The 25,677-nt window shown below is 67.5% G+C and carries 25 protein-coding genes; 12 read left to right on the top strand and 13 right to left on the bottom strand.

Going from position 1 to position 25,677, the window contains the following annotated elements; all coding sequences use genetic code 11:
* Nucleotides 1-33: 33 nt before the first annotated feature.
* A complete protein-coding gene (gene pgi, locus L1787_RS20305) occupies nucleotides 34-1,644 on the top strand; it encodes a glucose-6-phosphate isomerase (RefSeq protein ID WP_235710929.1) in 1,611 nt (536 codons plus the stop codon).
* A gap of 132 nt (nucleotides 1,645-1,776) precedes the next feature.
* Nucleotides 1,777-4,083: a xanthine dehydrogenase family protein molybdopterin-binding subunit gene (locus L1787_RS20300; RefSeq protein ID WP_235710928.1), complete on the top strand. Its 2,307-nt coding sequence runs from the start codon at nucleotides 1,777-1,779 to the stop codon at nucleotides 4,081-4,083.
* 97 nt (nucleotides 4,084-4,180) lie between these two features.
* On the opposite strand, the gene catB is transcribed toward L1787_RS20300, so the two are convergent.
* A complete protein-coding gene (catB, locus tag L1787_RS20295) occupies nucleotides 4,181-4,813 on the bottom strand; it encodes a type B chloramphenicol O-acetyltransferase (RefSeq protein ID WP_235710927.1) in 633 nt (210 codons plus the stop codon).
* A 372-nt stretch (nucleotides 4,814-5,185) separates the two neighbouring features.
* Here catB and L1787_RS20290 point away from each other — a divergent pair, with 372 nt between their 5' ends.
* The 7 genes from L1787_RS20290 to L1787_RS20260 all read left to right on the top strand — a co-directional run bounded on the left by L1787_RS20290 (nucleotide 5,186) and on the right by L1787_RS20260 (nucleotide 12,909).
* Entirely contained in the window at nucleotides 5,186-5,704 is a 519-nt protein-coding gene (locus L1787_RS20290; RefSeq protein WP_235710926.1) for a VOC family protein, read from the top strand.
* Nucleotides 5,705-5,837: 133 nt separating this feature from the next.
* Entirely contained in the window at nucleotides 5,838-7,193 is a 1,356-nt protein-coding gene (locus L1787_RS20285; RefSeq protein ID WP_235710925.1) for a hypothetical protein, read from the top strand.
* Nucleotides 7,194-7,319: 126 nt separating this feature from the next.
* Nucleotides 7,320-8,390 (top strand): alanine racemase, encoded by a 1,071-nt coding sequence (gene alr / locus L1787_RS20280; RefSeq protein WP_235710924.1) that lies wholly within the window; start codon nucleotides 7,320-7,322, stop codon nucleotides 8,388-8,390.
* 2 nt (nucleotides 8,391-8,392) lie between these two features.
* The gene (gene radA, locus L1787_RS20275) at nucleotides 8,393-9,805 is read left to right on the top strand and encodes a DNA repair protein RadA (RefSeq protein ID WP_235710923.1); all 1,413 of its coding nucleotides are present in this window, start codon (nucleotides 8,393-8,395) and stop codon (nucleotides 9,803-9,805) included.
* Nucleotides 9,805-10,701, top strand: coding sequence for a CvpA family protein (locus L1787_RS20270; protein WP_235710922.1), 897 nt, complete (start codon nucleotides 9,805-9,807; stop codon nucleotides 10,699-10,701). The genes radA and L1787_RS20270 overlap by 1 nt, the downstream gene beginning before the upstream one ends.
* A gap of 1 nt (nucleotide 10,702) precedes the next feature.
* A complete protein-coding gene (gene purF, locus L1787_RS20265) occupies nucleotides 10,703-12,166 on the top strand; it encodes an amidophosphoribosyltransferase (RefSeq protein WP_235710921.1) in 1,464 nt (487 codons plus the stop codon).
* Nucleotides 12,163-12,909, top strand: a complete 747-nt coding sequence (locus tag L1787_RS20260; protein ID WP_235710920.1) for an SDR family NAD(P)-dependent oxidoreductase — start codon at nucleotides 12,163-12,165, stop codon at nucleotides 12,907-12,909. Before purF ends, L1787_RS20260 begins: the two co-directional genes overlap by 4 nt.
* Nucleotides 12,910-13,216: 307 nt before the next feature.
* On the opposite strand, the gene L1787_RS20255 is transcribed toward L1787_RS20260, so the two are convergent.
* From L1787_RS20255 to L1787_RS20235, 5 genes are all read right to left on the bottom strand, one after another.
* Nucleotides 13,217-14,911 (bottom strand): SulP family inorganic anion transporter, encoded by a 1,695-nt coding sequence (locus L1787_RS20255; RefSeq protein WP_235710919.1) that lies wholly within the window; start codon nucleotides 14,909-14,911, stop codon nucleotides 13,217-13,219.
* A gap of 75 nt (nucleotides 14,912-14,986) precedes the next feature.
* Nucleotides 14,987-16,387, bottom strand: a complete 1,401-nt coding sequence (gene der / locus L1787_RS20250) for a ribosome biogenesis GTPase Der (RefSeq protein WP_235710918.1) — start codon at nucleotides 16,385-16,387, stop codon at nucleotides 14,987-14,989.
* Between the two features lie 4 nt (nucleotides 16,388-16,391).
* Nucleotides 16,392-17,717, bottom strand: coding sequence for an outer membrane protein assembly factor BamB family protein (locus L1787_RS20245; protein WP_235710917.1), 1,326 nt, complete (start codon nucleotides 17,715-17,717; stop codon nucleotides 16,392-16,394).
* A complete protein-coding gene (locus L1787_RS20240) occupies nucleotides 17,717-18,415 on the bottom strand; it encodes a tetratricopeptide repeat protein (protein ID WP_235710916.1) in 699 nt (232 codons plus the stop codon). Before L1787_RS20240 ends, L1787_RS20245 begins: the two co-directional genes overlap by 1 nt.
* 22 nt (nucleotides 18,416-18,437) lie before the next feature.
* Nucleotides 18,438-19,034, bottom strand: coding sequence for an NnrU family protein (locus L1787_RS20235; protein ID WP_235710915.1), 597 nt, complete (start codon nucleotides 19,032-19,034; stop codon nucleotides 18,438-18,440).
* Nucleotides 19,035-19,143: 109 nt separating this feature from the next.
* Between L1787_RS20235 and L1787_RS20230 the strand changes: the two genes are divergently transcribed.
* Nucleotides 19,144-19,563 carry a L,D-transpeptidase gene (locus tag L1787_RS20230; protein ID WP_235710914.1) on the top strand — a complete coding sequence of 140 codons (420 nt, stop codon included), beginning with the start codon at nucleotides 19,144-19,146 and terminating at the stop codon, nucleotides 19,561-19,563.
* Nucleotides 19,564-19,581: 18 nt separating this feature from the next.
* Here L1787_RS20230 and L1787_RS20225 read toward each other — a convergent pair whose 3' ends face one another.
* A complete protein-coding gene (locus L1787_RS20225; protein ID WP_235710913.1) occupies nucleotides 19,582-20,325 on the bottom strand; it encodes an SDR family NAD(P)-dependent oxidoreductase in 744 nt (247 codons plus the stop codon).
* Nucleotides 20,326-20,476: 151 nt separating this feature from the next.
* Nucleotides 20,477-21,031, bottom strand: coding sequence for an NADPH-dependent FMN reductase (locus L1787_RS20220; protein ID WP_235710912.1), 555 nt, complete (start codon nucleotides 21,029-21,031; stop codon nucleotides 20,477-20,479).
* A 101-nt stretch (nucleotides 21,032-21,132) separates the two neighbouring features.
* On the opposite strand from L1787_RS20220, the gene L1787_RS20215 reads away from it, so the two are divergent.
* The gene (locus tag L1787_RS20215; protein ID WP_235710911.1) at nucleotides 21,133-21,498 is read left to right on the top strand and encodes a winged helix-turn-helix transcriptional regulator; all 366 of its coding nucleotides are present in this window, start codon (nucleotides 21,133-21,135) and stop codon (nucleotides 21,496-21,498) included.
* Nucleotides 21,499-21,502: 4 nt separating this feature from the next.
* Here L1787_RS20215 and L1787_RS20210 read toward each other — a convergent pair whose 3' ends face one another.
* From L1787_RS20210 to L1787_RS20200, 3 genes are read right to left on the bottom strand one after another with little or no spacing between them, the layout of a single operon-like run.
* The gene (locus L1787_RS20210; protein ID WP_235710910.1) at nucleotides 21,503-21,976 is read right to left on the bottom strand and encodes a PaaI family thioesterase; all 474 of its coding nucleotides are present in this window, start codon (nucleotides 21,974-21,976) and stop codon (nucleotides 21,503-21,505) included.
* Between the two features lie 25 nt (nucleotides 21,977-22,001).
* Nucleotides 22,002-22,469, bottom strand: coding sequence for a GNAT family N-acetyltransferase (locus tag L1787_RS20205; protein WP_235710909.1), 468 nt, complete (start codon nucleotides 22,467-22,469; stop codon nucleotides 22,002-22,004).
* Nucleotides 22,470-22,482: 13 nt separating this feature from the next.
* Nucleotides 22,483-23,319 (bottom strand): enoyl-CoA hydratase-related protein, encoded by an 837-nt coding sequence (locus L1787_RS20200; RefSeq protein WP_235710908.1) that lies wholly within the window; start codon nucleotides 23,317-23,319, stop codon nucleotides 22,483-22,485.
* 174 nt (nucleotides 23,320-23,493) lie between these two features.
* Here L1787_RS20200 and L1787_RS20195 point away from each other — a divergent pair, with 174 nt between their 5' ends.
* Nucleotides 23,494-24,000 (top strand): cupin domain-containing protein, encoded by a 507-nt coding sequence (locus tag L1787_RS20195; RefSeq protein ID WP_235710907.1) that lies wholly within the window; start codon nucleotides 23,494-23,496, stop codon nucleotides 23,998-24,000.
* On the opposite strand, the gene L1787_RS20190 is transcribed toward L1787_RS20195, so the two are convergent.
* Together L1787_RS20190 and L1787_RS20185 are read right to left on the bottom strand one after the other, a co-directional pair.
* A complete protein-coding gene (locus tag L1787_RS20190) occupies nucleotides 23,973-24,899 on the bottom strand; it encodes a LysR substrate-binding domain-containing protein (protein ID WP_235710906.1) in 927 nt (308 codons plus the stop codon). The two genes, L1787_RS20195 and L1787_RS20190, sit on opposite strands and share 28 nt — an antisense overlap.
* Before the next feature lie 201 nt (nucleotides 24,900-25,100).
* Complete coding sequence (locus L1787_RS20185) at nucleotides 25,101-25,643, bottom strand: RBBP9/YdeN family alpha/beta hydrolase (RefSeq protein WP_235710905.1); 543 nt, start codon at nucleotides 25,641-25,643, stop codon at nucleotides 25,101-25,103.
* Between the last annotated feature and the right edge of the window lie 34 nt (nucleotides 25,644-25,677).

Genomic DNA, 25,677 nt, shown 5'->3' with positions numbered 1-25,677 from the left:
GCCCGGAGCGGAGCGGGTTGCCGGAGGACGAGAATGGCACTGATCGAGACCCTATCGGCCCATCGCGAGAGCCTTGCCGGCTTCCATCTTCGCGAGGCGTTCGCGTCCGACCCCGACCGCGCGAAGCGCTTCTCGATCACCGAGGGTGATCTCCTCTTCGACTATTCCAAGAACCTCATCACCGACGAGACGAAACGCCTCCTCCTCGCACGGGCCGAGGAGGCGGGCCTCGCCGAGTGGCGCGACAAGATGTTCTCCGGCGAGGCGATCAACCTCACCGAGGGCCGTGCCGTCCTTCATGTGGCGCTGCGCAATCCCGGCCCCTTCACCGTCGAGGGGCGGGATGTCTCCGGCGATGTCGCGGGTGTCTTGCGGGCGATGCTCACCTTCGCCGACGGGGTTCGCGACGGGACCGTCACCGCCGCCGACGACGGCGGCTTCACCGACATCGTCAATATCGGCATCGGCGGCTCTGATCTCGGCCCGCGCATGGCGGTTCGTGCCCTGTCGCCCTACCGAGACGGCGGACCGAAGGTGCACTTCGTCGCGAATGTCGACGGGGCCGATATCGCCGACACGCTGGCCGATCTCGACCCGGCGCGCACCCTCTTTCTGATCGCCTCGAAGACCTTCACCACCCAGGAGACGATGACGAACGCCGCCACCGCCCGCGCCTGGATCGTCGACGCGCTCGGCGAGGAGGCCGTCGGCGCCCACTTCGCCGCGATCTCCACCGCGCTCGACAAGGTCGCCGCGTTCGGCATCTCGCCCGATCGGATCTTCGGCTTCTGGGACTGGGTCGGCGGGCGCTATTCGGTGTGGTCGGCGATCGGCCTTTCGGTGGCGATCGCGATCGGCTCGCGCCATTTTCGCGCTTTCCTCGCCGGCGGCGCGGCGGCGGACACGCATTTTCGCACCCGCCCGTTCGGCGACAACATCCCGGTGATGATGGGCCTGCTCGGCCACTGGTATCGCCGCCATTTCGGCTATACCGCCCAGGCCGTGCTCCCCTACGACCAGCGGCTGATCGAGTTCGCCGCCCACCTCCAGCAGGTGGACATGGAATCGAACGGTAAATCGGTCCAGCGCGACGGCTCCCCCGTCACCGGCCCCACCGGCCCCGTGGTGTTCGGCGAACCCGGCACCAACGGCCAGCACGCCTTCTACCAGCTCATCCACCAGGGGACCGACGTCATCCCCTGCGACTTCCTGATCGCCGCCCACCCGCACGAGGCCCTGTCCGACCATCACGCCAAGCTGATGGCGAACGCCCTCGCGCAGACCCAGGCGCTGATGCGCGGCCGCACCCTCGACGAGGCCAAGACCCAGCTCCTCGACAAGGGCCTCGACGAGGCGGAAGCCGACCGGATCGCCCCCCACCGCGTCTTTCCAGGCAACCGCCCCTCGAACACCTTCGCCTACCGGACGCTCGACCCCGCGACGCTCGGCCTCCTTCTCGGCTTCTACGAGCACAAGGTGTTCGTCGAAGGCGTCCTATGGAACATCAATTCCTATGACCAATGGGGCGTCGAGCTCGGCAAGGAGCTCGCGGGCGCGCTCCTCCCGGCGATCACCGGCGACGCGCCCCTCGACGCCGACGCGTCGACGATGCAGCTCCTGGCGTATCTCACAGCCAAAGGTTAAGGTCGCCCATCGCCCGACCGCGGCGCGTGCGTCGCGCGGCGGCGAAAGACCTTGTCCGCGGGTGGCGGCCACGCCAACCGCAGGCTAGGATCCTTCTAAATCATAATCACCCAATCGAGCGGGATAAGCTCCATGAACGACATGACGTTGGCGAAGTTCGGGATCGGTGCACGGATCACGCGGCTCGAAGACAACGCACTGATCACTGGGCACGGCTGCTATGTCGACGACGTTCAGCCCGAGGGAACGCTCCACGCCGTCCTGCTGCGGTCACCGATCGCGGCCGGTACGTTCAAGATCAACGACATCGAAGCGGCCCGGTCGGCGCCGGGCGTCCACCTCGTCCTGACGGCGGACGATATCGCCGATCTCAACCCCCTTCCCTGCCGTTTCACCAACCCGCAGGTCGACGGCTCGCCGACGCCGATCAAGCCGCGCAACGTCCTCGCCAAGGACCGGGTGCATCATGTGGGCGACCCGGTCGCGTTCGTGGTGGCCGACAGCGTCGAGGCGGCGAACGACGCGGTCGAGCTGATCGACGTCGATTGGAACAGCGAGCCGAGCATCGCCGACACCGCCGCCGCGCTCGCCGCGGATGCGCCGCTGGTCTGGCCCGATCACGGCTCCAACCTCGCCTTCACCTACGGCCAGGGCAACCAGGCCGAGACCGACGCCGCCTTCGCGAAAGCGCACAAGACCGCGAAGGTCGAGCTCATCAACAACCGCGTCGTCGCGAACTACATGGAAACGCGCGGCGCGATCGGTGAATTCGACACCGCATCGGGGCGCTATACGCTGACCGCCGGCACGCAAGGCGGCCACGGGATGCGCGACGTCATCTCCGAAGTGCTGAAGATCGACGAGGCCGCCCTCAAGGTGGTGACGCCCGATGTCGGCGGCGGTTTCGGCACCAAGATCTTCGTCTATGCCGAGTATCCGCTGGTGCTCGTCGCGGCCAAGCGCCTCGGCAAGCCCGTCAAATGGGTGTGCGGGCGGACCGAATCCTTCATGGCCGACAGCCAGGGCCGCGACAATGTCACGACGGCCGAGGTGGCGATCGACGAGAACGGCAAGTTCACCGCCCTCCGCGTCGAGCTGAAGGCGGCGATGGGCGCCTATCTCGCCCAGTTCGGCCCCTTCATTCCCTGGGGCGGGGCGACGATGAGCCCGGGCGTCTACGCGATTCCGGTGATGCACGTCACCATCAAAGGCATCTACACCAACACCTTGCCGACAGACGCCTATCGCGGCGCCGGCCGTCCCGAGGCCTCGTACACGATCGAACGTCTCGTCGATCAGGCCGCGCGGGTGACGGGGATCGACCGGCTGGAGCTGCGTCGCCGCAACTTCATCAAGCCGGAACAGATGCCCTACACCACCGCCTCCGGCCGCCTCTACGACACCGGCGAGTTCGACGGCCACATGACCCGCGCCCTCGAACAGGCCGATTGGAACGGCTTCGCCGCCCGCGAGGCGGAGAGCAAGGCCCGCGGCGTCTTCCGCGGCATCGGCATCTCGACCTATATCGAGGCCTGCGCCTTCCCCGGCTCGGAGCGCGCCGAGGTCCAGCTCGATGAGAGCGGCAAGCTCACCCTCCTCATCGGCACCCAGAGCAACGGTCAGGGCCACGCGACGGCCTACGCCCAGGTGATCGCCGACAAGCTCGGCGTCGACCCCTCCGAGATCTCGATGATCCAGGGCGACACCGACAAGGTGAAGACCGGCGGCGGCACCGGCGGCTCGCGCTCGATCCCGCTCGGCCTTCCCTCGGTCGACGTCGCCTCAGGCGATCTCGCCGAAAAGCTGAAGTCGCTCGCGTCCGACAAGCTCGAGGCCTCCTCGGGCGACCTCGAACTTTCGGGCGGCTCGGTCCGTGTCGTCGGCACCGACCGTGCGGTGACGCTCGCCGAGCTCGCCAAGGAGGCCGGCGGCCTGTCCGGCGAAGGCGAGATCGTGCAGACCGAATGCACCTTCCCGAACGGCTCGCACATCTGCGAGGTCGAGATCGACCCGAACACCGGCAAAGTCGCCTTTCAGCGTTACACGATCGTCGACGATTTCGGCGTGACGGTGAACCCGATGCTCCTCGAGGGTCAGGTTCATGGCGGTGTCGTTCAGGGTATCGGTCAGGCGCTCCTCGAGCACACCGTCTATGACGAGGAAGGCCAGCTCCTCACCGCCTCCCTCCTCGACTATGCCCTGCCGCGCGCCGACGACGTGCCGTCCTTCCATTTCGAGACGCGCAACGTACCGTCGACGCACAATCATTTCGGCATCAAGGGCGCGGGCGAAGCCGGCTCGATCGGCTCGTGCAGCGCGGTGATGAACGCGATCATCGATGCGCTTCATCGCAATGTCGGCATCGACCAGATCGACATGCCGGCGACGCCGGCGATTCTTTGGGAGACGATCAACGGCGCGAACAAAGCCGCCGCCTGATCCGCGATCCGCTGCGCCGTTCGGGTCAGACCGAGCGGCGCGGCGACGAGCGACCATGATCGCGCCCGCGTTCCGACCGGAACGCGGGCGCTTTCGTTTAGCCCCGGATCGTCGCGGCCCAATGGCGATGAAGCGCCTCGACGTCGCCGCTGGTCATGAGCGGCATCGCGGCCGTCAGCCGATCGATCGGCCAGTCCCACCACTTCATCTCGAGCAGCAACCCGATCTCACGGTCATCGAACCGTTTGCGGATCGTCTTCGCCGGATTGCCGCCGACGATGGCGTACGGCTCGACATCACGGGTGACGAGCGCACGGGTTCCGATCACCGCGCCGTCCCCGACCGTCACGCCGGGCATCACGATCGCCTCCGACCCGATCCACACATCGTTGCCGATCACCGTGTCGCCGGCGGGCCGGAAGCCGTTTTCGGCCGCCGCGAAGGCCGGCTCCTCGGACATCCAGTAGAAGGGGAAGGTGCTGATCCAGTCGGCCCGGTGGCCCTGATTGCCCGCCATGATGAAGGCCGCGCCCGATCCGATCGAGCAGAAGCTCCCGATCACGAGCCGATCCACCCCGTCGTCGGGAAGGAGATAGCGCGCGCAATCATCGAAGCCGTGGCCGTGATAATAGCCGGAATAATAGCTGTACCGGCCGACCACGATGTTCGGATTGGTGACTTGCCTGTCGAGGGTCACACCCCGGAAGGGGCTTTCAAAGGGGTTGTCCATGTGCAGATCTCTGAATGAGTTGACTGTCTGCGCGCACGCAGAAAACTCGCGGATGCCGGGGGCACCGCGTCCATGCCCCGAGCCGTGGCGCGGGGATCATTCAGGTGGTTCGGTCTGCGGACTTCACGGGCCTCGTTCCCAGTTGAGAGTGGCCCGCCCTGTTGAGCATGGATCGCCCAGCGCGCCAAGCGCCCCCACGCTGGCCGAGCATCGCAGCATATCCGCATATGGGCCGGCCCGATTGCAGAGACGCAATATAGGCTCTGCACAATCGCAGCGCGTCGTGCATTCACGCCAGATTTTCGCATCTTATGTTAGGCGGGCGGCTTTGCATGCTCGCGGAGACGATCACAACCGGAGAAGAGGACAGTCATGGTGGACAGATTGAAACCCATCGACCCGGACCGGACGCCCACGCCGGTCGATGGCGGCGTCAGGATCGGTCACGTCCACCTCAAGGTGGCGGATCTCGAACGGTCGATCGACTTTTATTGCGGCATTCTCGGATTCGAGTTGATGCAACGCTATGGCGATCAGGCGGCCTTTCTCTCCGCCGGCGGCTATCACCATCATATCGGTCTCAACACGTGGGACAGCAAAGGCGGATCACCGCCCGCGCGCGGCACGACCGGCCTCTTCCACGTCGCCATCGTCTATCCGACGCGCGCCGCTCTCGGCGACGCGCTGCGCCGTCTCACCGCCGCGAATGTGCCGCTCGACGGGGCGAGCGACCATGGCGTCAGCGAAGCACTTTATCTGCGCGATCCCGATCAGAACGGGGTCGAACTCTATTGGGACCGGCCGCGCGAGGCGTGGCCCGTCGATGCGGACGGCTCCGTCGCGATGGGCAATCAGCGGCTCGATCTGCGCGATCTTCTGGCGGCCGCCTGAGGCGGAGATGACGGTCGGGGGCAAAGCATTTTTGCTTCCCCCCCTTCCCATCCAAGGCCGAGGCGCGCGATAATCGGGGACCACGCGAGCCGCCCGATCGCCGGCGGCCCCTCATCGCACCGAGGCTTCGACGATGAACGTCCCCCTTTCCGCCGGGCACGGCCGGCGTCCGCATGCACGCGCCTTCATGCGTGTCTGCGCGGCGCTCGTCTGGGCCTGCGAGCTCGTCAACCTTCTGACGGGCTCGTCCGTGGCGGGGATGATCGCGATCGGCGCGCTTCTCGTCTTCCTCGTCTTCGCCTTCCTCGAGATCGACGCCTTCACGCGCGCCGGGGCGATCTTTCTCGTCATCCTCGGCATCGGCGCGGTGGCGCTGGGCGCCGACCCGGCGCGTGCGCTCGACCGGCTGTGGATGGCGACCCTCATCGCCTCCTTCCTCGTGATGCTCTTCTTCCTGAGGAGCACCATCGCGGCGCACCCGGCGCTGGAGACGGTGCGCAATCGATTCTCAGCCGTCGACGTCACGGATCGAAGCGGCGGCATCCTCCTCGTCAATCACCTTCTCGGCTCGGTTCTGCTCGTCGGGGTGATGTCCTTCTTCGCCCCCCTCGTCGGCGACGCGCCGACGAGTGAGCGGCGGCGGGCGGCGGAGCTTTCGGTGCGCGGCTCCTCGCTCATCATCCTGTGGTCGCCGTTCACGATCGGCATGGCGACCGTGACGACCAACCTGCCGGCGCTGCCCTTCTGGCAGATCGCGCTGGCCGGCGCCGTGATCACCCTCGTCACCTTCATCGGCAGCCTGCAACTCGGCGAGGTGCGGATGCGGCCGTCGGCGATGGGGGCGATTCTCGTCGCCGTGCGGCCGATTTTGGTGCCGATCTGCGGCCTCACCGCCGCGATCGTCCTGATGGGGGCGGTCTGGGACAAGCCGACGCTCGCGAACGCCACGCTCGTCCTCCTCCCTTTCTGCGCCCTCTGGGCCCTCACCATGGGCCCCGGCACGCTGAAGACCACCGTCACCAACACCTATTTCTCGCTCGACCGGCTGAAGGGCGAGCTCACCCTCTTCACACTCGCTCTGATCCTCGCCGCGCTGATCCTCGACATTCCGGCGCTCGAAGGCCTGCTCGCCGGGCTAGAGGCGCAGCATCTTCCGATCTATCCGCTGATCGTCGCCGGCGGGCTCCTCATCGGCCTCGTCCCGCTGTTCGGGATCCACATGATCGTCCCGGCGACCATCGTCCTCGCCATCTATCAGGACATCGGCACGGGCAACCCGATGCAAGATCTCGTGCTCGCGATCTTCGTGCTGCTCGGCTGGTATATCGGTTCGGTGACGGGCCTCGGCTCGCTGGCGCTCCTCACGGCCACGGCGGTCTTTCGCGTGCCGCGCAACCAGCTCGTGCTCGGCAGCAATCTCGCCTTCATCACCTGCCTGTTCGTGGGCGTCAGCCTCGCGGGCGCGGTGTTCCTCGGACTGGTCGGCTGAGGTGTGGCGAAAGGCCCTGTCGTCGCCGCGCCGGATCGGTGGACAAGTCCGCCGCGCGGTGGCAGCGCCGTCTTGACGCAGCGTCGCGATTGACGCGCTGTCACCACTTGGGAGACGGGAGCGGCCGTGGCCACATCTGACTTCGCCGAAACAGACTTCGAGGGCGCCCCCTCGCGCCTTGCGATCGACCCGCAGGCGGTCGCGCGCAACTACAAGCGCCTCGCCGCCCTTACCAAGGCCGAATGCGGCGCGGCCGTGAAGGCGGACGCCTACGGTCTCGGGATGGCCGAGATCGCGCCTCACCTCGCGAAAGTCGGCTGCCGCACCTTCTGCGTCGCCCTCGTCAGCGAAGGGCTCGCATTGCGCCGCCTCCTCCCCGACGCGACGATCTACATCCTCAATGGCGTCTTCGACCCGCCCGCCGCGCGCGAGGCCGGTCTCATCCCGTTCATTTCCTCGCTCGACGCGCTCGATGCGTGGCCGGACGATCTCCCCTTCGTCCTCAACATCGACACGGGCATGAACCGGCTCGGCGTCGCCCTGCCGGACGCTCTTCAGGTGACGCGGCGTCCGGTGATGATCGCGAGCCATTTCGCTTGCGCCGACACGCCCCATCACCCTTTGAATGCGCTTCAGGAAAGCGCCTTCCGCGCCGCCCGCTCGGCCTTCAAGGACGTGCCCGCCTCGTTCGCGAACTCCGCCGCCCTCCTCACCCGGCCGCAATCCCATTACGACCTCGTGCGGCCCGGCATCGCCCTTTATGGCGGCACCGCCTCCCCCGACCTCGCCCCCCTCGAAGTCGCGGTGCGGCTCGAAGCCCGCATCGTCCAGGTCCGCGAGGTCGAGACCGGCGACAGCGTCGGCTATGGAGCGGCGGAACGGGTGCGGCGAGCCTCGCGCATCGCGATCGCCTCGCTCGGCTATGCCGATGGATATCTGCGCGCCGCCGGCGGCACGAACGAGACGAACGGCGCCCCCGTCTTCGTCAACGGCCATATCACGCGCCTCGTCGGCCGCGTCTCGATGGATCTCGTCGCGCTCGACGTGACCGACATCGCGGCAAAGCGCGGCGACTATGTCGAGTTCATCGGCCGCAATGTGCCGCTCGAGACCGTCGCGCAGAAGGACGGCACGATCGGCTACGAGCTCCTCACCGACCTGTCGCGACGCGCGGTGCGCCGCTACGGCCCCCTCTGACGATGGCCCGCCGACAAGGCCGTTTCGTCTGCCAGAATTGCGGGTCCGTCACGACGCGCTGGGCCGGCCGCTGCGACACGTGCGGGGAGTGGAACACCATCGTCGAAGAGGCCGCGACGGCCGACATCATGACCGCCGCGACCGGCAAGGCCTCACGCACCAAAGGCCGCCGCCTCGAACTGTCGACCCTCGACGCGCCGATCGCGGAGGAGCCGCGCATCGTCACCGGCATCGCCGAGTTCGACCGGGTGACGGGCGGCGGCATCGTGCCCGGCTCGGCGATCCTGATCGGCGGCGATCCGGGCATCGGCAAGTCGACCCTCCTCCTCCAGACCGCCGCCTCTTTGGCGCGCGCCGGGCACGCCGTCGTCTACGTGACCGGCGAAGAGGCGACGGCACAGGTTCAGCTCCGCGCCCGCCGTCTCGGCGCCGGCGCCGCCCCGGTGGCGCTCGCGGCCGAGACGAGCGTCGAGACGATCCTCGAAACGCTCAGCGCGGGACCGGCGCCGACGCTCGTCGTCATCGATTCCATCCAGACCCTCCACACCTCGATCGCCGACGCCTCCCCAGGCACGGTGACGCAGGTCCGCGCCTCCGCCCAAGCGCTCATCCGTTACGCGAAGCTGTCGGGCGCCGCCGTCATCCTGGTCGGCCACGTGACCAAAGACGGCCAGATCGCCGGCCCCCGCGTCGTCGAGCACATGGTCGACGCCGTCCTCACCTTCGAGGGCGACCCGAGCCACGCCTTCCGCCTCCTGCGCGGCTCAAAGAACCGATTCGGCCCGACCGACGAGCTCGGCGTCTTCGAGATGACCGGCGGCGGGCTGTCGGAGGTCGCGAACCCGTCCGAGCTTTTTCTCGGCGAGCGCGATGTCTCCTCTCCGGGGGCGGCCGTCTTCGCCGGAATGGAGGGGACGCGACCACTTCTTGTGGAAATCCAGGCTCTCGTGACCCCCTCCCGCCTCGGCACCCCGAGACGGTCCGTCATCGGATGGGACTCGGCCCGCCTCTCGATGGTGCTCGCGGTGCTCGAAGCCCGCTGTGGCCTTGCTTTATCGACCCATGATATCTACCTCGCGGTGGCAGGAGGACTTCGCATCGCCGAGCCCGCCGCCGATCTCGCCGTCGCCGCAGCGCTGATTTCCTCGCGCGCGGGCGTCGCGCTGCCGGCGGACGTGGTATATTTCGGCGAAGTCAGTCTTTCGGGGCGCATTCGAGCCGTGCCCCACGCCACGGGACGTTTAAAGGAAGCGGCCAAACTCGGCTTTCAAGGTGCGATCGTGCCACCACAAGCTGCGGGCGAGGTCGACGGTTGCGCCACGAGCGAGGTTGCATTGCTCGTCAATTTGGTCCACCGGATCGCACCGGCTGGCTTTGCCGACGAGCGGCAGAGCACCTTCTCTGGAGACGATTGATGAATATCGCGATCCTGGACGGCGTGGTAATTGCCGTAGTGCTCATTTCGGCACTTCTCGCCATGTTCCGTGGCTTCGTCCGCGAAGTTTTGTCCATAGCCGCTTGGGTCGCCGCGGCGATCCTGGCCTACCTCTTCTACGAGGATCTCCTCCCCTTCATCAGTGAATATGTCGACAATCGCACGATTGCCGTCGGCATCTCGGCCGCTGCGATCTTCCTGGTGTCGCTGATCATCGTCAGCCTCATCACCATGAAGATCTCCGACTTCGTGATGGACAGCCCCGTCGGTGCGCTCGATCGTCTGATCGGCTTCATCTTCGGTGCGGCGCGCGGCCTTCTTCTGGTGATCGTGGCGGTCATCTTCTTCAACTGGCTCGTCGACGAGCAGAACCGCCCGGCATGGGTCACGACCGCCGTCAGCTATGAAAAGCTGTCCGAGTGGGGCGACACGCTGATCGCGGCCATCCCCGAAGACCCGGAAGCGGCAATCCGCGGCGCGTTCGACGAGGAAGACGGCACGGCGACGACCCCGGCCACCTCGACCCCGACCACGTCGACCCCGTCCCCCGTCACGACGCCGGGCACCACGACGCCGTCGCCCGAGACGACGACCCCCGAGACCACCGTTCCGGACACCACGACCGCCCCGTCCACGAGCCCCGCTCCGACGACGCCGACGGAACCGACCCCGGGCACCGAGACCAACCAGCAGCAGATCGACCAGCTCATCGACTCCAACAATAACGGAGACGACAGCGCGACCGGAACGAGCACCGAGGCTCCCGCCACCGGCGAGACCACGACGCCCGCCCCGACCGACACGACGACGCCGGAAACCTCTGCTCCGAGCGGGACGACGACAGCGCCCGCCACCAGCAACGGAGTGCAGAACTAACTTGGCCATACGCCGCCTCATCGATATTCGCGAGGGCGACCGCTTCCACGATGAGTGCGGCGTCTTCGGCGTCTTCCGCAATCCAGGTGCGAGCGCCCTCACGGCGCTCGGCCTCCATGCCTTGCAGCATCGCGGCCAGGAGGCCGCCGGGATCGTCGCCTGCGATCGCGGCAGCTTCCGGGTCGAGCGCCACATGGGCCTCGTCGGTGACAACTTCACCAGCCAGGATGTCATCGCTCGTCTGAAGGGTGATTGTGCCATCGGACACAATCGATATTCGACGACCGGCGAGCCCGCGCTCCACAACGTCCAGCCCCTCTTCGCCGAGACCGCGATGGGGGGCTTCGCCGTTGCGCACAACGGCAACCTCACCAACGCCCATCGCCTGCGCAAGGAATTGCGCGAGCGCGGCTCGATCTTCCAATCCACCTCGGACACCGAGGTGCTCATCCATCTGCTCGCGACTTCGACCAAGGGCACCTTCATCGAGCGTTTCGTCGACGCCGTGCGGCAGGTGGAGGGCGCCTTCGCGCTCGTCGCGCTGACCCCGTCGATGATGATCGGCTGCCGGGACGCGCTCGGCATTCGCCCGCTCGTCATCGGTGACTATGAGGGCGCCTTCGTCCTCGCTTCGGAGACCTGCGCCCTCGACATCATCGGCGCGCGCTATGTGCGCGATGTCGAGCCGGGCGAACTCGTCATCCTGTCCGATCGCGGCCTCGAATCGATCCGCCCCTTCCCGCCGAGCGCCGACCGCTTCTGCGTCTTCGAGTACGTCTATTTCGCCCGGCCCGATTCCTCCGTCGCCGGCCGCGACGTCTATTCGGTCCGCAAGCGCATCGGCGCCGAACTCGCCCGCGAGGCACCCGCCGTGGCCGACGTCGTCGTCCCCGTGCCGGACTCCGGCACCCCGGCGGCGATCGGCTTCGCCGAAGCCTCGGCCATGCCCTTCGATCTCGGCATCATCCGCAACCATTATGTCGGCCGCACCTTCATCGAGCCGTCCGACCAGATCCGCCATATGGGCGTGAAGCTGAAGCACAATGCGAACCGGCCGGTGCTCGCCGGCAAGCGCGTCGTCCTCGTCGACGATTCCATCGTGCGCGGCACCACCTCGCTCAAGATCGTGGAGATGGTGCGCGAGGCGGGGGCCGCCGAGGTGCACATGCGCATCGCAAGCCCGCCAACGACCGATTCCTGCTTTTACGGCGTCGACACCCCGGAAAAGTCGAAGCTCATCGCCTCACGCATGAGTGTCGAGGAGCTCGCCCGCTATATCAGGGTGGACAGCCTCGCTTATCTGTCGATCGACGGCCTCTATCGCGCCGCCGGCGAAGAGCGGCGCGACCTCGAAAGCCCGAAATATTGCGACGCCTGCTTCACCGGCGATTATCCGACCCAATTGACCGACCGCATGGAAAAACTCCCCCACTCTCAGCTGTCCTTCCTGGAAAACGCGCAGTGAGCGATCCGCTCGCGACCTTCGACCTGTCGCCGCTGGGCGGCAGGATCGCCCTCGTCACCGGCGCAACGCGCGGGATCGGCGAGCAGATCGCCCTCGAGCTCGGCCGCCATGGCGCGCACGTCATCGCCGTCGGCCGCAAGATCGAGGATCTCGAAGCCCTCGACGACAAGCTGAAGGCGATCGGCGGCGAAGGCACCCTCGTCCCGCTCGACCTCACCGACGGGCAAGGCATCGACCGTCTCGGCGCCTCCATCTTCGAACGCTGGGGCAAGCTCGATGTCTTCGTCGGCAATGCCGGCGTGCTCGGCCGCATCTCCCCCCTCGCCCATATTCCGGCGAAGGTCTGGCAGGAGGCGATCGACGTGAACCTCACGGCGAACTGGCGCCTCATCCGCACGCTCGACCCGGCGCTTCGCCGCTCCGACGCTGCGCGCTGCGTCTTCATCACCTCCGGCGCCGCGACCAAGCTGCGCGCCAATTGGGGCGCCTATTCGATCTCGAAGGCCGCGCTCAACGCGCTGGTGCAAACCTATGTCGCGGAAACCGGCTCGACCGCGATCCGCGCCAATCTGTTCAGCCCCGGCCCGCTCCGCACCCGGATGCGCGCCGCTGCCGTCCCCGGCGAGGATCCGAACACGCTGGAGCCGCCCGAGGCCGTCGCCCCGCTGGTCGCCGCGATGTGCGTCCCCGCCTTCACCGAGAACGGTGTCACCTACGCGTTCACAGAGCGCGGCTTCGTCTAACGGCGCCGCCGCCCCCTGAGGGGCACGGCCTCGCCCCCTCCCCGGAAACACGGGCGCCGCTTAGCCTGTTCCTCGGAGCCCGCCATCGCTGATGCCCGATCAGAGGCGGATGGCGGTCGGGGGCAAGGCCGAAGAGCGACGCGCAGCGGCGCGTGCCTTGCGCCCGGCCGCCATCCGTCTCAGGGCATCGATCAGCGATGGCGGGCTCCGAGGAACAGGCGCTCCCCCTGTTTCTTGGTGACGTCGGAGCGCTCCGGCCGTCCCGCACCCATCACCTTCTCGAGACCCCCCTCGGCCACGTCCGCCGTCAGGCCGCTTCCGCTCGCGGATGAAGCGCCGCGAGCGCCAGCTCGACGCTCGCCTCGTACCGCACGAATGGCGGCGTCAGCCCGTGGGCCTCGAGCGCCTTGCGCACCGCCGCCGACGCGCCCGTCAGGATGAGCGCGACCCCTTGGCGCTTCGCCTTGTGGGCAAGCCCCTCAATGGTGTTCGCCGCGGTGGAATCGACGAACGGGACCGCCGCGAAGTCGACGATCAAGGCGCGTCTGCGGTCGGAAATCCGGTCGAGGACCGAGCCGATCGAGGCCGCCGCGCCGAAGAAGAAAACACCCGTGATCCGATAGACGACGATATCGGGGTCGGTCGCCTCCGCCTCGCGATAGGGTGTGCGTCCCCCCTCGGCGTCGGCCTGGTCCTCGGTCACGAAAGGTGCGGTCTCCACCGCCGTCGTCTTCGACATGCGGTGGATGAAGAGGACCGATCCCAGCGCGAAGCCGACCACGATCGCCTCCGTGAGGTCGCGAAAGACGGTGAGCCCGAAGGTTACGAGGAGTACCGCGGCATCGCCCCACGAGGCGCGCACGAGGGTGATGAAGGCCTGCTTCTCGACCATGTTCCAGGCGACCACGGCGAGGACACCGGCGAGCGATGCGAGGGGGATATAGGCCGCGAGCGGCGCCGCCGCGACGATGAAGACGAGGAGAAAGGCGGCATGCAGGATCCCGGCGATCGGACCGTGGGCGGCGGCGCGCACATTGGTGGCGGTGCGGGCGATTGTGCCGGTGACGCAGATGCCGTGAAAGAGGCTCGAGGCGACGTTTGCGACACCCTGGGCGACGAGCTCGCAATTCGAGCGGTGCCGCCGGCCGGTCATGCCGTCGGCGACGACGGCGGAGAGGAGCGATTCGATCGAGCCGAGGAGCGCGAAGGCGAGCGCGTTCGGCAGAACCGCCACTACCTTCTCGAACGACAAAGTCGGTAGGTGCGGGGCCGGCAGCCCCATCGGGATGCCGCCGAACTGGCTGCCGATCGTCGCGATCGGAAGGTCGAACAGCGCCATCGCGATCGCGCCCGCTCCGACCGCGACGAGCATCCCCGGCCAGCGCGGCTGATAGCGCTTGAGGCCGACGATGATGGCGATCGTCGCGACCGAGACGACCACCGTCGGCAGATTGATGGTCGGCAGCGCATCGAAGAGGACGGGAAGCTTGTCGAGGAGCGCGCGCGGCTCCTCCCCAGCGATCGACAGGCCGAGAAGCGGCGCGATCTGGCTCGCGAAAATGATCACCGCGATCCCGGCGGTGAAGCCCACCGTGACCGGATAGGGAATGAACTTGATATAGGTGCCGAGCCGCAAAAAGCCGATCGCAGCAAGAACGAGGCCCGAGATCAGCGTCGCGAGGATCAGCCCGTCCATCCCGTGCGCGTCGACCGTCGCCCCGACGAGGACGATGAAGGCCCCGGCCGGGCCACCGATCTGGAAGCGGCTACCGCCGAGCGCGGAGACGAAGAAGCCGCCGATGATCGCGGTATAGAGCCCCTGGGCGGGGCTCGCGCCGGAGGCGATCGCGATCGCCATCGACAGCGGCAGCGCGACGATGGCGACCGTCAGCCCGGCGAGCGCGTCGGAGCGGAAGTTGGAAAGGCCGTAGCCTTCCCGCAATACGGTGACGAGCTTCGGCGTGAAAAGCTCGGTGAAGGTCGGGCGCGCAGCGTCCTTCATGGTCGTCCTCGATCCCGTGCGGGGTAAAGCGGCCGGATTTATGCGCCGGGGGGCGCGGGCCGCTGAGGACGGACCTTAATCCGCGTAGGGGTTGTCCTGCTTGCGCAAGGTCAAACGGATCGGCACGCCGGGCAAATCGAACGTCTCGCGAATGCCGTTCATCAGATAGCGCTGATAGGAGGCGGGCAGGACTTCGGGCCGCGAACAGAAGGCGATGAAGGTCGGGGGACGGGTCTTCGCCTGTGTCATATACCGGATGCGGATGCGCCGACCGCCGACCGCCGGGGGCGGATGGCGCTGGGTCGCCATTTCGAGCCAACGGTTGAGGCGCCCGGTCGAGATACGCGCCGACCAGCGGGTGACCGCCTCGCGCACCGTATCCATCAGCTTCGGCACGCCGCGCCCGGACAGCGCCGACACCGGCACGACACGCACGCCCGCCGCTTGCGGGACGAGCCGCGAGGCCGCCTCGCGCGCGGCGCGGATCGTCTCGTCCGGCGCCCGAACGAGATCCCATTTGTTGAGCGCGATGACGATCGCCCGCCCCTCGCGCGCGACGAGGTCGAGGATCGACAGATCCTGTCTTTCGAAAGGCTGGGTCGCGTCGAGGACGACGATCACCGCTTCGGCATATTTCAGCGCGCGGATGGTGTCGGCGGTCGACAGGCGCTCGAGCGGCGCGACCACCTTGGCGCGGCGGCGCAGGCCCGCCGTGTCGACGAGCTTGAAGCGTTGATCGCCGGAGGTGAACTCCACCGAGATCGCATCACGCGTGAGACCCGCCTCCGGGCCCGTCAGCATCCGCTCCTCGCCGATCACCGTGTTGAGGAGGGTTGACTTGCCGACATTCGGCCGGCCGACGATCGCGACGTGGATCGGCCGGGCGGGATCGACCGCGGCGGTGTCGATCTCGCCGTCGGTCTCCTCGTCGATCTCGGTGTCGAGCACGGGCTCGTGGACGCTCGCGAGGGCCTGATCCGCCTCGACGGCCTCCATCGCATCGGCGAGCGCGTCACGCAGGTCCGACAGCCCCTCGCCATGCTCGGCGGAGAAGGCGATCGGGTCGCCGAGCCCGAGACTATAGGCCTCGAGACTGGCAAGATCGCCGGTCCGCCCCTCGGCCTTGTTGGCGATGAGGACGACGGGTTTGCCGCGGCGGCGCACGTCGGCGGCGAGCATCTCGTCGAGCGGGGTGACGCCGGCGCGCACGTCGACGACGAAGAGGTAGATGTCGGCATCGTCGAGCGCGCGCGTCATCTGACGCCACATGCGCCCTTCGAGCGTCGTCTCGTCCGCGCCTTCGAAGCCGGCGGTGTCGATGAGGGTGAAGGCAAGGTCCTGCAACCGCGCATCGGCCTCACGCCGGTCGCGCGTGACGCCCGGCGTGTCGTTGACGATGGCGAGCCGCTTGCCGACGAGACGGTTGAACAGCGTCGATTTTCCGACGTTCGCGCGCCCCGCGATGGCGACTTTCATGGTGTTATCGAAGTGCCGTGATCTCGCCCGCGTCCGACACGATGATCATCTGCCCGGAGGCGACGATCGGTGCGGTATAGGCTGGTGAACCAATATTGCGATCGCCCATCAGCTTACCCGATTGCGGGTCGAGCTGCGCAAGGCGGCCGTCATTCGAAATGGCGTAGAGCGAGCCGCCGGCGAGGACCGGACCCGCATAGGCGTGGTCCTTCTTCTTTTGGGGCTTCGGCAGCTCGGTCATCCACAGCGTCTCGCCGGTCGACTTGTTGAGCGCGACCATGCGGTCGGCGAGATCGATCAGGAAAAGTGTGGTGCCGGAGACGATCGGCGTATGGGCCGAGCCGATATCGCGCTCCCACTGCATGTTGCCGTTGCCGAGCCCGACGGCGATCGTCCGCCCGGAGACCCCGGTCGCATAGACCGTGCCACCGTCGATCACGGGGCTGCCCGAGATGTCGGTGAGGCCGGAGACGGCGAGCGTGCGCATCGAGCGCGTCACGAAGCTCTGCCAGGTCGGCTCGCCGCTCGAGACGGAGAACGCCATCACCTCGCCCGAGGTGTACGGGATGACGACCGTATCGCCCGACACCGCCGGAGAAGAGACCGCGAGAAGGCCCGCCTGCTCGGGGATGCCGGCATAGGTGAAGGCCTCGGTCCCGTCCTCCTGGTTGATCGCGTAGACTTTGTTCTTCTGGGAGACGACGAAGACCTTGCCGGCGCCCGCCGTCGGCGCGCCACGGGCCGGGGCGTCGAGGTCGCGCGTCCAGATCACGTCGCCATTGGAGGCGTTGAGCGCGACAACCTGGCCATAGCCGGTGGCGGCGAAGACGCGGCCATTCTCGACCGTCACGCCGCCGCCCGCACCCGCGTCGCGCTCCCCGTCGGGGCGCAGCGAGACCTGCCAGGCGCGCCCGCCATTCGAGGCGGAGAAGGCCGTGACGGTGCCGTTCGGGGCATAGACATAGACCCGGTCGCCGGCGACGACGGGCCGGGCCGAGATGCGCGGCGTGCCACGCAAAGCGGACATGCCGAAGCTGCTCGACGAGCCGACGCTCGCCCGCCAGGCGCGGGAGCCTCCGCCATTATAAGCGAGATGACCGGGATCGTTGGACGCGTTCCCGCCCGGCTGCGGCCAATCGGGATTGTTGCGGACCGGACCGATCGAGGCGGCGCGCGCCTCCGACGGGTCGATCATCGGGCTGTTCGTCGAAAAGACCGATTCGCGATCGCCGACGAGATGTTCGTCCTTGGAACCGAAAGGGTTGAGGCTTGAGATCGAACCGCAACCGCCGACCGCGGCCGCAAGGAGGATCGGGAACAACACACGCATCAGTTGGTCTCCTGAGCCGCACTCTCAGTGGAGGACTGCTCTTCGGGGGCCGTCTGGGTGATCAAAGCCAGCATCAGACGCGCACGCTGTTGCAGCGCTTGCGGCGTGCCGGCTCCATCACGCAGACCTGAAAACCACCGGCGCGCTTCGCCGACATCGTCCTGCATGTAGGCGGCGAGCCCCATGAGCTCCTGTGCAGTGCGCGAATAGGCGTTGCCGGTGTCTTGGGCGATCGGACCGATCGCGGCCTTCGCCGCGTCCGGGTCGTTCTGATCGAGATGGATCTGGGCGACGCGGATCCGGGCGAGATCGCGATAGAGCGCCGGAACGTCGCGATCGGACACGATCTCCTCGAGGAGCGTGACCGCCCGATCGGGGTCTTCGAGATCGGCATAGGCGGTCGCGGCGCGGAACTTCGCGAGCATCGCGTAACCGCCGGGCGCGCTGTCGGCATATTCGACCAGCGCCTCGGCCGAGGTGACGGTGCCCGTCTCCTGGACCGCGTCGAGGACGGAGACGAAGGCTTCGCCCGCCGCCCGCTCCTGGGTCATGCGCCAATACTCGTACCCGCGCCAGCCGGCGGTGACCACCACGATCAGGACCGCGATGACGAGGAGGTAAATGCCATAGCGGTCCCACGCTCGCTTGAAGCGCTCGCGCCGCAGATCCTCTTCGACTTCCTGAAAGATATCGGACATCACATTTCCGGTCGGGCTGAACTCACATCGCCGTACCCATGGCAATCGGCGAAACCCCTATTAGCCACAGATGCAGCTTCCAAACAAACAGGACGTAAACAATTGTGCCGATAGACACAGCGATCGCGTCGGCGCGCCAGCGTGGCTTGAAGGTCGCGACGCTCGCCCGCCCGGCCCGTTCGCGCCGTTTGACGGCGATTCGGTCGACCACGGCCCAAGCGAGAAACGCCAGGCAGAGCGTGACGGTCGCGGCATCGCCATTGGCGAGGAGGTGGGCAACGGCCCAGATCTTCACCGCCACCAGCATGGGATGTTTCAACCGCTTGCGGATGTGACCGGGCGCATACGCCGCAGCGAGCGCCACGAACGCGAACCACATCAGAAGGAGCGCGAGATGCTGGCCCCAGATCGGCGGGCGGTAGATCAGCGGCGCCCCTTCGAATCGCCACACGGCATAGCCGACCGCCGTCAGAACGAGGCCGATCACGGCGACCAGCGAATAGAGCGCCCGGTAAGGGCCGGCCCCGAATCGGGCGAGAAGCCGCGCGCGGAGCGGCCACGCGATCTGCAACGAATGCACCCCGAGAAACAGGACGAGGCCGAGAACCATCAAGAGCATTCCAAATCTCCGTGATCGGCCCCAGAATCGCAGGCCTCAGTAGGATTTTTTGAACGCTCTATCTGTAAAGCTTTATCGAGAATCGTTCCAATGTCCGCCGGATGAAAACATGTTCCGTCTCGCCGCGATCGTTTCGGTTTTTCTTCTCAGCATCGCGCCCACGCTCGCCAAACCCCTCGTCGCCGAGGTCAGTCTGTCGCAGCAGGTGTTGACCATCGTCTACAAGGGTAAGGCGATCGCCACCTGGCAGGTGTCGACCGGGCGCGCCGGTTACCGCACGCCGACCGGCTCGTTCCGACCGATGCGGATGTACCGGGAATATTATTCCAAACAATATGACGATTCGCCGATGCCCAACTCGGTCTTCTACGACCGCGGCTACGCGATTCACGGCAGCTACGACACGGGCAGCCTCGGCCGCCCCGCCTCGCACGGCTGCATCCGCCTTCACCCGGCGGATGCAGAGAAATTCTTCGATCTCGTGGTCACCGTCGGAGCGGAGAACACACGGATCATCGTGCGCAACTGAGGCGCGGGCGCCGGCGAATCAGTAAGTCGCCCGGCCGCCCGAAAGGTCGAACACGGCGCCGGTCGTGAAGGAATTTTCCTCGCTCACCAGCCAGGCGACCATGTTCGCCACCTCGTCGACCTCCAGGAAGCGGCCGCGCGGGATCTTCGCGAGCATATAGCCGATATGCTCCTCACTCATCTGATCGAAAATTCGCGTGCGGGCGGCGGCCGGCGTGATGCAGTTCACCGCCACATTGACGTCCGCGAGCTCTTTGCCGAGCGACTTCGTGAGGCCGATCACCCCCGCTTTGGAGGCCGAATAGGCCGAGGCGTTGGGGTTGCCTTCCTTGCCCGCGACGGAGGCGACGTTGACGATGCGGCCATAATTCTGCGCCCGCATCCCCGCGACGACGACCTTGTTCACGTGGAAGGTGCCGTTGAGATTGATCGCGCAGATCTTGGCGAACTCGTCGACCGGATAGTCGGCGACGGTGGCGTTCATCCCGGCGATACCGGCCGAGTTGACGAGAATGTCCACCTTGTCGAAGGCGCGGATCGTGGCGTTATAAGCGGCCTCGACGGACGCCCAGTTCGCAACGTCCACCTCGAACGCGGCGGCACTGCCGATCGAGGCGGCGAACGTCTCGGCGAGCGATCGGTCGAGATCCCACACGGCGACCTTCGCCCCGTTCGCCGCGAGCACCGACGCGACCGCGCCGCCGATCCCTTGCGCTCCGCCGGTCACCACCGCGACGCGGCCGGAAAAATCATACGTATTCAATGGACGATCCTTCTTACCTTCTGATCGAAGCGGCGTGCACGACGCTCCGTCGTGGGTCGTTTCTCGGTCCATTGTTAAGGGTGTCGGCCTGAGCGCGCCAGCGGTCGAGGCGGAAATAGAGGCGGCGCCGACCGCCGCCCCTCCGACATGCCTAAGCGGCGATCGCGGTCTGGCCGACGAATCGGTCGAAGGCGTTGATCCAACGGAGAAGGAAATCGCGTGTCCCTTCGTCCGTGAACGCGAGATCCTCGTTCACGATGTCCGGCTTCCATTGGAGGTATACCTCCGGCTGGCCGAGTTGGACGATGCCGACGACGGGAAGGAGCGCGCGAAGGTGCATCTGCCCCGCCGCCGAGCCGATCGGCCCCGGCGAGGTGCCGATCACCGCACCCGGTTTGCCGAGAAAGCTCGATTTGCCATAGGGGCGCGAGGCCCATGCGATGGTGTTCGCGAGGATCGGCGCGAAAGTCCGATTATATTCGGGGGTGACGAAGAGGACGGCGTCGCTCTCTTCGATCTGGCGCTTCAGCGTCGAGACCGATTCGGGAAGGTCGGCCCACAGATCCTCATTATAATGCGGGATCGCGCCGAGATCGGGATAGACGAAGCGGAAGCGGTCGCCGGCGAGCTTTTCGAGCGCCTGGGCGAAGCGGAGGTTGATCGACCCTTTGCGAAGGCTGCCGACGAGGACGGCGATGGTTTTCATTGGAAACCCTGGTATCCGATGGAGACTGCGTTAGCTATAGGGTGTCGGGATTCCAGCCGTTTCCCGCAAGACGGCACCTTCGTCTCACCATAGGCACCTCGATGAAACCAGATCCTCATCATTCAACAGCCGCCTGTGGCCGCGTGGGCGATCTCCTCGCCAAGATCGGCAGCAAATGGACCGTCATCGTCGTCCGCGCCTTGCGCGACCGGCCGATGCGCTTTTCCGAGCTGAAGCGGGCGATCCAGGATATCAGTCAGAAGATGCTGACCTCCACATTGCGCGATCTCGAACGCGACGGCTTCGTCACCCGCACCGTCACGCCGACGATCCCGCCCCGGGTCGATTATTGTCTCACCGATCTCGGCAAGGATCTCCTCGTCCCGCTCGATGCGCTCGGGGACTGGGCGGTCGCGAACCAGCACCGGGTCGACGCGGCACGGGCGCGGGCGACCGAGGCGGCCTGACCGACTAGGACGCCGCCGCCGCCGGGCGATCGGGCCGGCCCGCGAGGCAGATGAGCGTCTGCTGGCCGACGGCGACATGGGTGCGCGTCTCGCCCTTGATGCCATAGACGTCGAGCTGACAGATCGTCAGCGTTCGCCCGGATTTGATCACACGGCCGACGGCCTCGAGCGCGTCGCCTTCAGCTGGCGCGATGAGGTTGATCTTGAACTCCACCGTGAGGACGGAGCTGTCGGCCGGAAACATCGTCAGCCCCGCATAGCCGCCGGCCGAATCGGCGATGGCGCTGGTGCCGCCGGCGTGGAAATAGCCGTGCTGCTGGGTCAGCTCCTCGCGAAACGGCATCCGGATCGTGACCAGACCCGGCGCGACGTCGACGATGTGCGCGCCGAGATGGGCCATCAGCCCCTGCCGCGCGAAGCTGTCGTGCACGCGCCGGCGCACGGCCTCGATCGTGTCCCCCTCCCCCGTCACGGTCATCGCCTCGTCCTTCTTCTTGTTGGCGTCAGTCGGCGCGCTCCGGGATGTCGCGCTGATAGAGGATATAGTCGGTCCGCATCGCGATCCGGTCATAAAGGCGCTGCGAGCCTTCATTGTCGCCCGTGGTGATCCAATAGACCCGCTCCCAGTCCTCGGCCCGGCCGAGGGCGACAAGATGGTCGATCAGCGCGCTGCCGATCCCATGGCCGCGCGCCGCTTCGTCGACCCAAAGGTCTTCGAGATAACAGACCATCCGCAGCGAGAAGGTGTGCGGGTGAAGGATCGTGTGCGCGAGGCCGACGGGGCGGGACGGCGCGTTTTCCATCGTCGCAAGGTAGGCCGACATCGGATGCGCCGGATCGTGGATGCGGTGCCAGAGGCCGTCGAGCGTCGGCTCGTCCATATGCGGTGCACCGAACCGGCGGCAGTGCGGCAGGAACAGCGCTTCCCAGCCGGCGCGGTCGGCGGGACCGGCCTTGCGAATTTCGACCATCGTTCCTCTCACATCATGCGTCCGTGCGGCCGCGCGGGGCGAGGTCCGCCGGAGCGCGTGGCCGCCCCTCGATCCGCCGATCCGGGTGGGCGGCGAGGAAGCGATGAAGCCCATCGCGCACGCCGTCGCTTTCGGCAAGCCCCGCGAACCACGACGCCTCCATTGCAAGCCCCTCCTCGATCGGCACCTCGATCCCGCGCGTGACCGCGGCGAGGCAGGCCGTGACGGCGGCCGGCGTGTGGACGATGATCGCGTCGGCGAGCCGCCGCGCTTCCTCGATCAGCCGCCCGTGCGGCACGACGCGGTTGACGAGCCCGATCGCCGCCGCGCGCTCGGCGTCGATCGGCGCGCCGGTGAGGATCATTTCGAGCCCACGCTTGCGCCCCACATGGCGCGGCAGACGCTGCGAGCCGCCGAAAGGCGGCGGGAAGCCGAGGCGGATCTCGGGCTTGGCGAACAGCGCCCTGTCGCTCGCGATCGCGAGCGGAGCCGCCTCCGTCACCTCGCATCCGCCGCCATAGGCGATGCCGTTCACGGCGACGATCACCGGCTTGGTGAGGGTCTCGATCGTGCGCGTGAGCCCCTGCCCGCGCGCGACGATCTCGACCATCGCCGCCTCCGTCCCCTTCGCGATGCTCGCCGCGAGATCGGCGATGTCGGCGCCCGCGCTGAAGGCCCGCTCGCCCGCCCCGGTGAGGATGATCGCCCGCAAAGCCCGATCGCCTTCGGCCTCCAAGAGGTGGGCGGTCAGCGTGTCGATCATCTCGAAATCGAGGGCGTTGAGCGTCTCCGGCCGGTTCAGCGTGAGGTGCATGATCGGTCCGTCGCGCTCGGCGATGACTGTCGGCATTGGGGGTCTCCTTCCTGCCCGCGATTGCCGCCCATCGGCGTCCGATTGTCGATTGAACATGCCTCCGCCGCGGCTGAGATTTCCTCACTGGCGCAATCGCGCCGAAGCGCGTTTCTCGCTTGGCGCGCGGCGCCCGCGCGTAAAATGGCGCATCGCCGAGATTGGAGACCCATCATGAGCGTTTCGCCCGTCGTCAAACTGTCCGAGCTCGCGCTGTCGATGCAGAACCGCGGGAGCCGCTATGCGGTGGAGCTCGCCCCGATCGCCGCCCCGCTCGGCGCCGAGCGGCTCGGCGCGCGGCTCTGCGTTCTGCCGGCGGGAAAGAGCGCCTTTCCCTTCCACTGCCACCACGCCAATGACGAACTTTTCGTGATCCTCGACGGCGCCGGCACGTTGCGCTTCGGCGATCAGACCCATCCCGTCGCCGCCGGGGAGGTCGTCGTCTGTCCGGCGGGTGGGGCGGAGACCGCCCATCAGCTCACCGCCTCGGCGGACGGGCCGATGCGCTATCTCGCGATCAGCACGATGAACGAGCCGGACGCCATGGAGTATCCCGACTCCGGCAAGGTCACCGTCTTCGCGGGCGCCGCGCCGGGGGGCGACAAGGCGGCCCGGCGTCTCGCCCTCACGGTGCGGGCCGCCGATGCGGTCGACTATTGGGAGGGCGAGGCGACCGACTGAGGCGCGGCGCGCTCGGCAAGCAGCCATTCGCGCAGCGACCGCAGACGCCGGTCCCGCTTCATCCCGTCGGCATAGACGAGATAGTAGCCGCCGCAGGTGACGCGGTGCGGCATGAGGAGCGCGAGGCGGCCGGCCGCGATATCCGCCTCGGCGATCTCGATCCCCGCGAGCGTCACCCCCGCGCCGTCGATCGCCGCGCGCAAAGCGAGGCCGGCGCTGTCGACGATCGTCGTCCCGGCGACCTCGATCGGACCGCCCGGCAGCGTCTCGTTCCACGCCGCGAAGTTGCGCCGGCGGTGCTGCGAAAGGAAAAGGTTCGTCCGGGCGAGGCGGGCGCGGAGCGCCTCTCCCTCGGCGAAGCGTGCGGGATGGCCGAGAAGGCCGACCGTCTCGGCAAAGAGGAGGTCGGCATGAAGATCGGCCCAGTGTCCCTTGCCATGCCGGATCGCGGCATCGGCCGCGCCGGCGGCGAGATCGACCGCGAACTGGCTCGTCGACAGGACGAGTTCGCACCCCGTCCGCTCGAACGGATAATTCGCAAGGCGCGGCGAGAGCCAGTGGTTCGCGAAGGTCGGCAGCATCGAAACGCGCAGCGGACCCTCCGCCCGTTCCCGGCGCAACGTGCCGACGGCCTGCGCGATGCGCGAGAATCCCTCCGTCAGCTCCGGCGCGAGCGCGCGGCCGGCTTCGGTCAGCTCGAGCCCGGCCCCGGTCCGCCGCATCAGGTCGAAGCCGAGACTCGCCTCGAGGATCCGAAGCTGGTGGCTGACGGCGGAGGGGGTGACGCTCAACTCCTGGGCGGCGTCCTTGATCGACAAATGCCGCGCCGCCACCTCGAACGCGCGCAAGGCGTTGAGGGGAACCGGCAGGCGCATCATCTTCATGCCGTTGGTCGTCATCGTCCTCCCCGGCGGTCTCTCGAGGTGTCGTCCCCGATGTCGTCAGCCCCGGACGCGACGAATGCTGAACGTCGTCCGAGATCACCGCAAGCACCATCGTGCCGACACGTTGAGGACATCACCATTGCTCGGGATGGGAGGCAGATATGCTGGGATCGCGAGGGCGAAACCGTACGGTCCGGCGCGGATGCGCCTGGGCGGCTACCGGCCGAGACCGGCGAGGAAGGCCGTCAGCAGGCGGCCCCCCTCCGGCCAGTCGCCGAGCCCGCTCGCCGCGTTGATGTGGCCCGACGGGCCGACCTCGACGAGACGGGCGCCGATCCGTGGGGCCTGCGCCCGCGGATAGGCGATCGGCCCATAGGGATCATCGGGGCTCGCGACGAGGAGCGCGGGGAACGGCAGTCGCGCCGCGGGCGGATCGCGAAAGCCCGCCGCCTCGGCCGGAAAAGCCGGCCCGTCCGGGTCGGGCATCGCGACGAGGACGGCACCCGCCACCGGCCCGAGCCGCGCCGCCGCATGGAGGATCAGGAGACAGCCGAGACTGTGCGCGAGGAGCACCGGCGGCGACGGCGCCGCGTCCACCGCACGGCCGAGCGCGGCGCACCAGTCGCCGAGATCGGGCGTGTCCCAATCGGCGGGACGGAAGCGGGACAGGCGCGGATCGCGCGCCTCCCAGAGGCTCTGCCAATGGTCCGGCCCGGAGCCGGTAATACCCGGCACGGTGATGATCGGTGTCTCGCTCATCCCGCCGCCCCCCGCCATAATGCTTCGCCGATGA

The organism is Acuticoccus kalidii (genome assembly GCF_021556395.1).
GTDB classification, from domain to species: domain Bacteria; phylum Pseudomonadota; class Alphaproteobacteria; order Rhizobiales; family Amorphaceae; genus Acuticoccus; species Acuticoccus kalidii.
The sequence above is the reverse complement of the archived record's forward strand: the minus strand, read 5'-3'. Positions and strand labels throughout refer to the sequence as shown.

Bases quoted from the DNA above. Each gene is read 5' to 3' on its own strand.
- pgi (WP_235710929.1), top strand. From the start codon at position 34: ATGGCACTGATCGAGACCCTATCGGCCCATCGCGAGAGCCTTGCCGGC.
- L1787_RS20300 (WP_235710928.1), top strand. From the start codon at position 1,777: ATGAACGACATGACGTTGGCGAAGTTCGGGATCGGTGCACGGATCACG.
- catB (WP_235710927.1), bottom strand. From the start codon at position 4,813: ATGGACAACCCCTTTGAAAGCCCCTTCCGGGGTGTGACCCTCGACAGG.
- L1787_RS20290 (WP_235710926.1), top strand. From the start codon at position 5,186: ATGGTGGACAGATTGAAACCCATCGACCCGGACCGGACGCCCACGCCG.
- L1787_RS20285 (WP_235710925.1), top strand. From the start codon at position 5,838: ATGAACGTCCCCCTTTCCGCCGGGCACGGCCGGCGTCCGCATGCACGC.
- radA (WP_235710923.1), top strand. From the start codon at position 8,393: ATGGCCCGCCGACAAGGCCGTTTCGTCTGCCAGAATTGCGGGTCCGTC.
- L1787_RS20270 (WP_235710922.1), top strand. From the start codon at position 9,805: ATGAATATCGCGATCCTGGACGGCGTGGTAATTGCCGTAGTGCTCATT.
- L1787_RS20255 (WP_235710919.1), bottom strand. From the start codon at position 14,911: ATGAAGGACGCTGCGCGCCCGACCTTCACCGAGCTTTTCACGCCGAAG.
- der (WP_235710918.1), bottom strand. From the start codon at position 16,387: ATGAAAGTCGCCATCGCGGGGCGCGCGAACGTCGGAAAATCGACGCTG.
- L1787_RS20245 (WP_235710917.1), bottom strand. From the start codon at position 17,717: ATGCGTGTGTTGTTCCCGATCCTCCTTGCGGCCGCGGTCGGCGGTTGC.
- L1787_RS20240 (WP_235710916.1), bottom strand. From the start codon at position 18,415: ATGTCCGATATCTTTCAGGAAGTCGAAGAGGATCTGCGGCGCGAGCGC.
- L1787_RS20235 (WP_235710915.1), bottom strand. From the start codon at position 19,034: ATGCTCTTGATGGTTCTCGGCCTCGTCCTGTTTCTCGGGGTGCATTCG.
- L1787_RS20230 (WP_235710914.1), top strand. From the start codon at position 19,144: ATGTTCCGTCTCGCCGCGATCGTTTCGGTTTTTCTTCTCAGCATCGCG.
- L1787_RS20220 (WP_235710912.1), bottom strand. From the start codon at position 21,031: ATGAAAACCATCGCCGTCCTCGTCGGCAGCCTTCGCAAAGGGTCGATC.
- L1787_RS20215 (WP_235710911.1), top strand. From the start codon at position 21,133: ATGAAACCAGATCCTCATCATTCAACAGCCGCCTGTGGCCGCGTGGGC.
- L1787_RS20210 (WP_235710910.1), bottom strand. From the start codon at position 21,976: ATGACCGTGACGGGGGAGGGGGACACGATCGAGGCCGTGCGCCGGCGC.
- L1787_RS20205 (WP_235710909.1), bottom strand. From the start codon at position 22,469: ATGGTCGAAATTCGCAAGGCCGGTCCCGCCGACCGCGCCGGCTGGGAA.
- L1787_RS20200 (WP_235710908.1), bottom strand. From the start codon at position 23,319: ATGCCGACAGTCATCGCCGAGCGCGACGGACCGATCATGCACCTCACG.
- L1787_RS20195 (WP_235710907.1), top strand. From the start codon at position 23,494: ATGAGCGTTTCGCCCGTCGTCAAACTGTCCGAGCTCGCGCTGTCGATG.
- L1787_RS20190 (WP_235710906.1), bottom strand. From the start codon at position 24,899: ATGACGACCAACGGCATGAAGATGATGCGCCTGCCGGTTCCCCTCAAC.
- L1787_RS20185 (WP_235710905.1), bottom strand. From the start codon at position 25,643: ATGAGCGAGACACCGATCATCACCGTGCCGGGTATTACCGGCTCCGGG.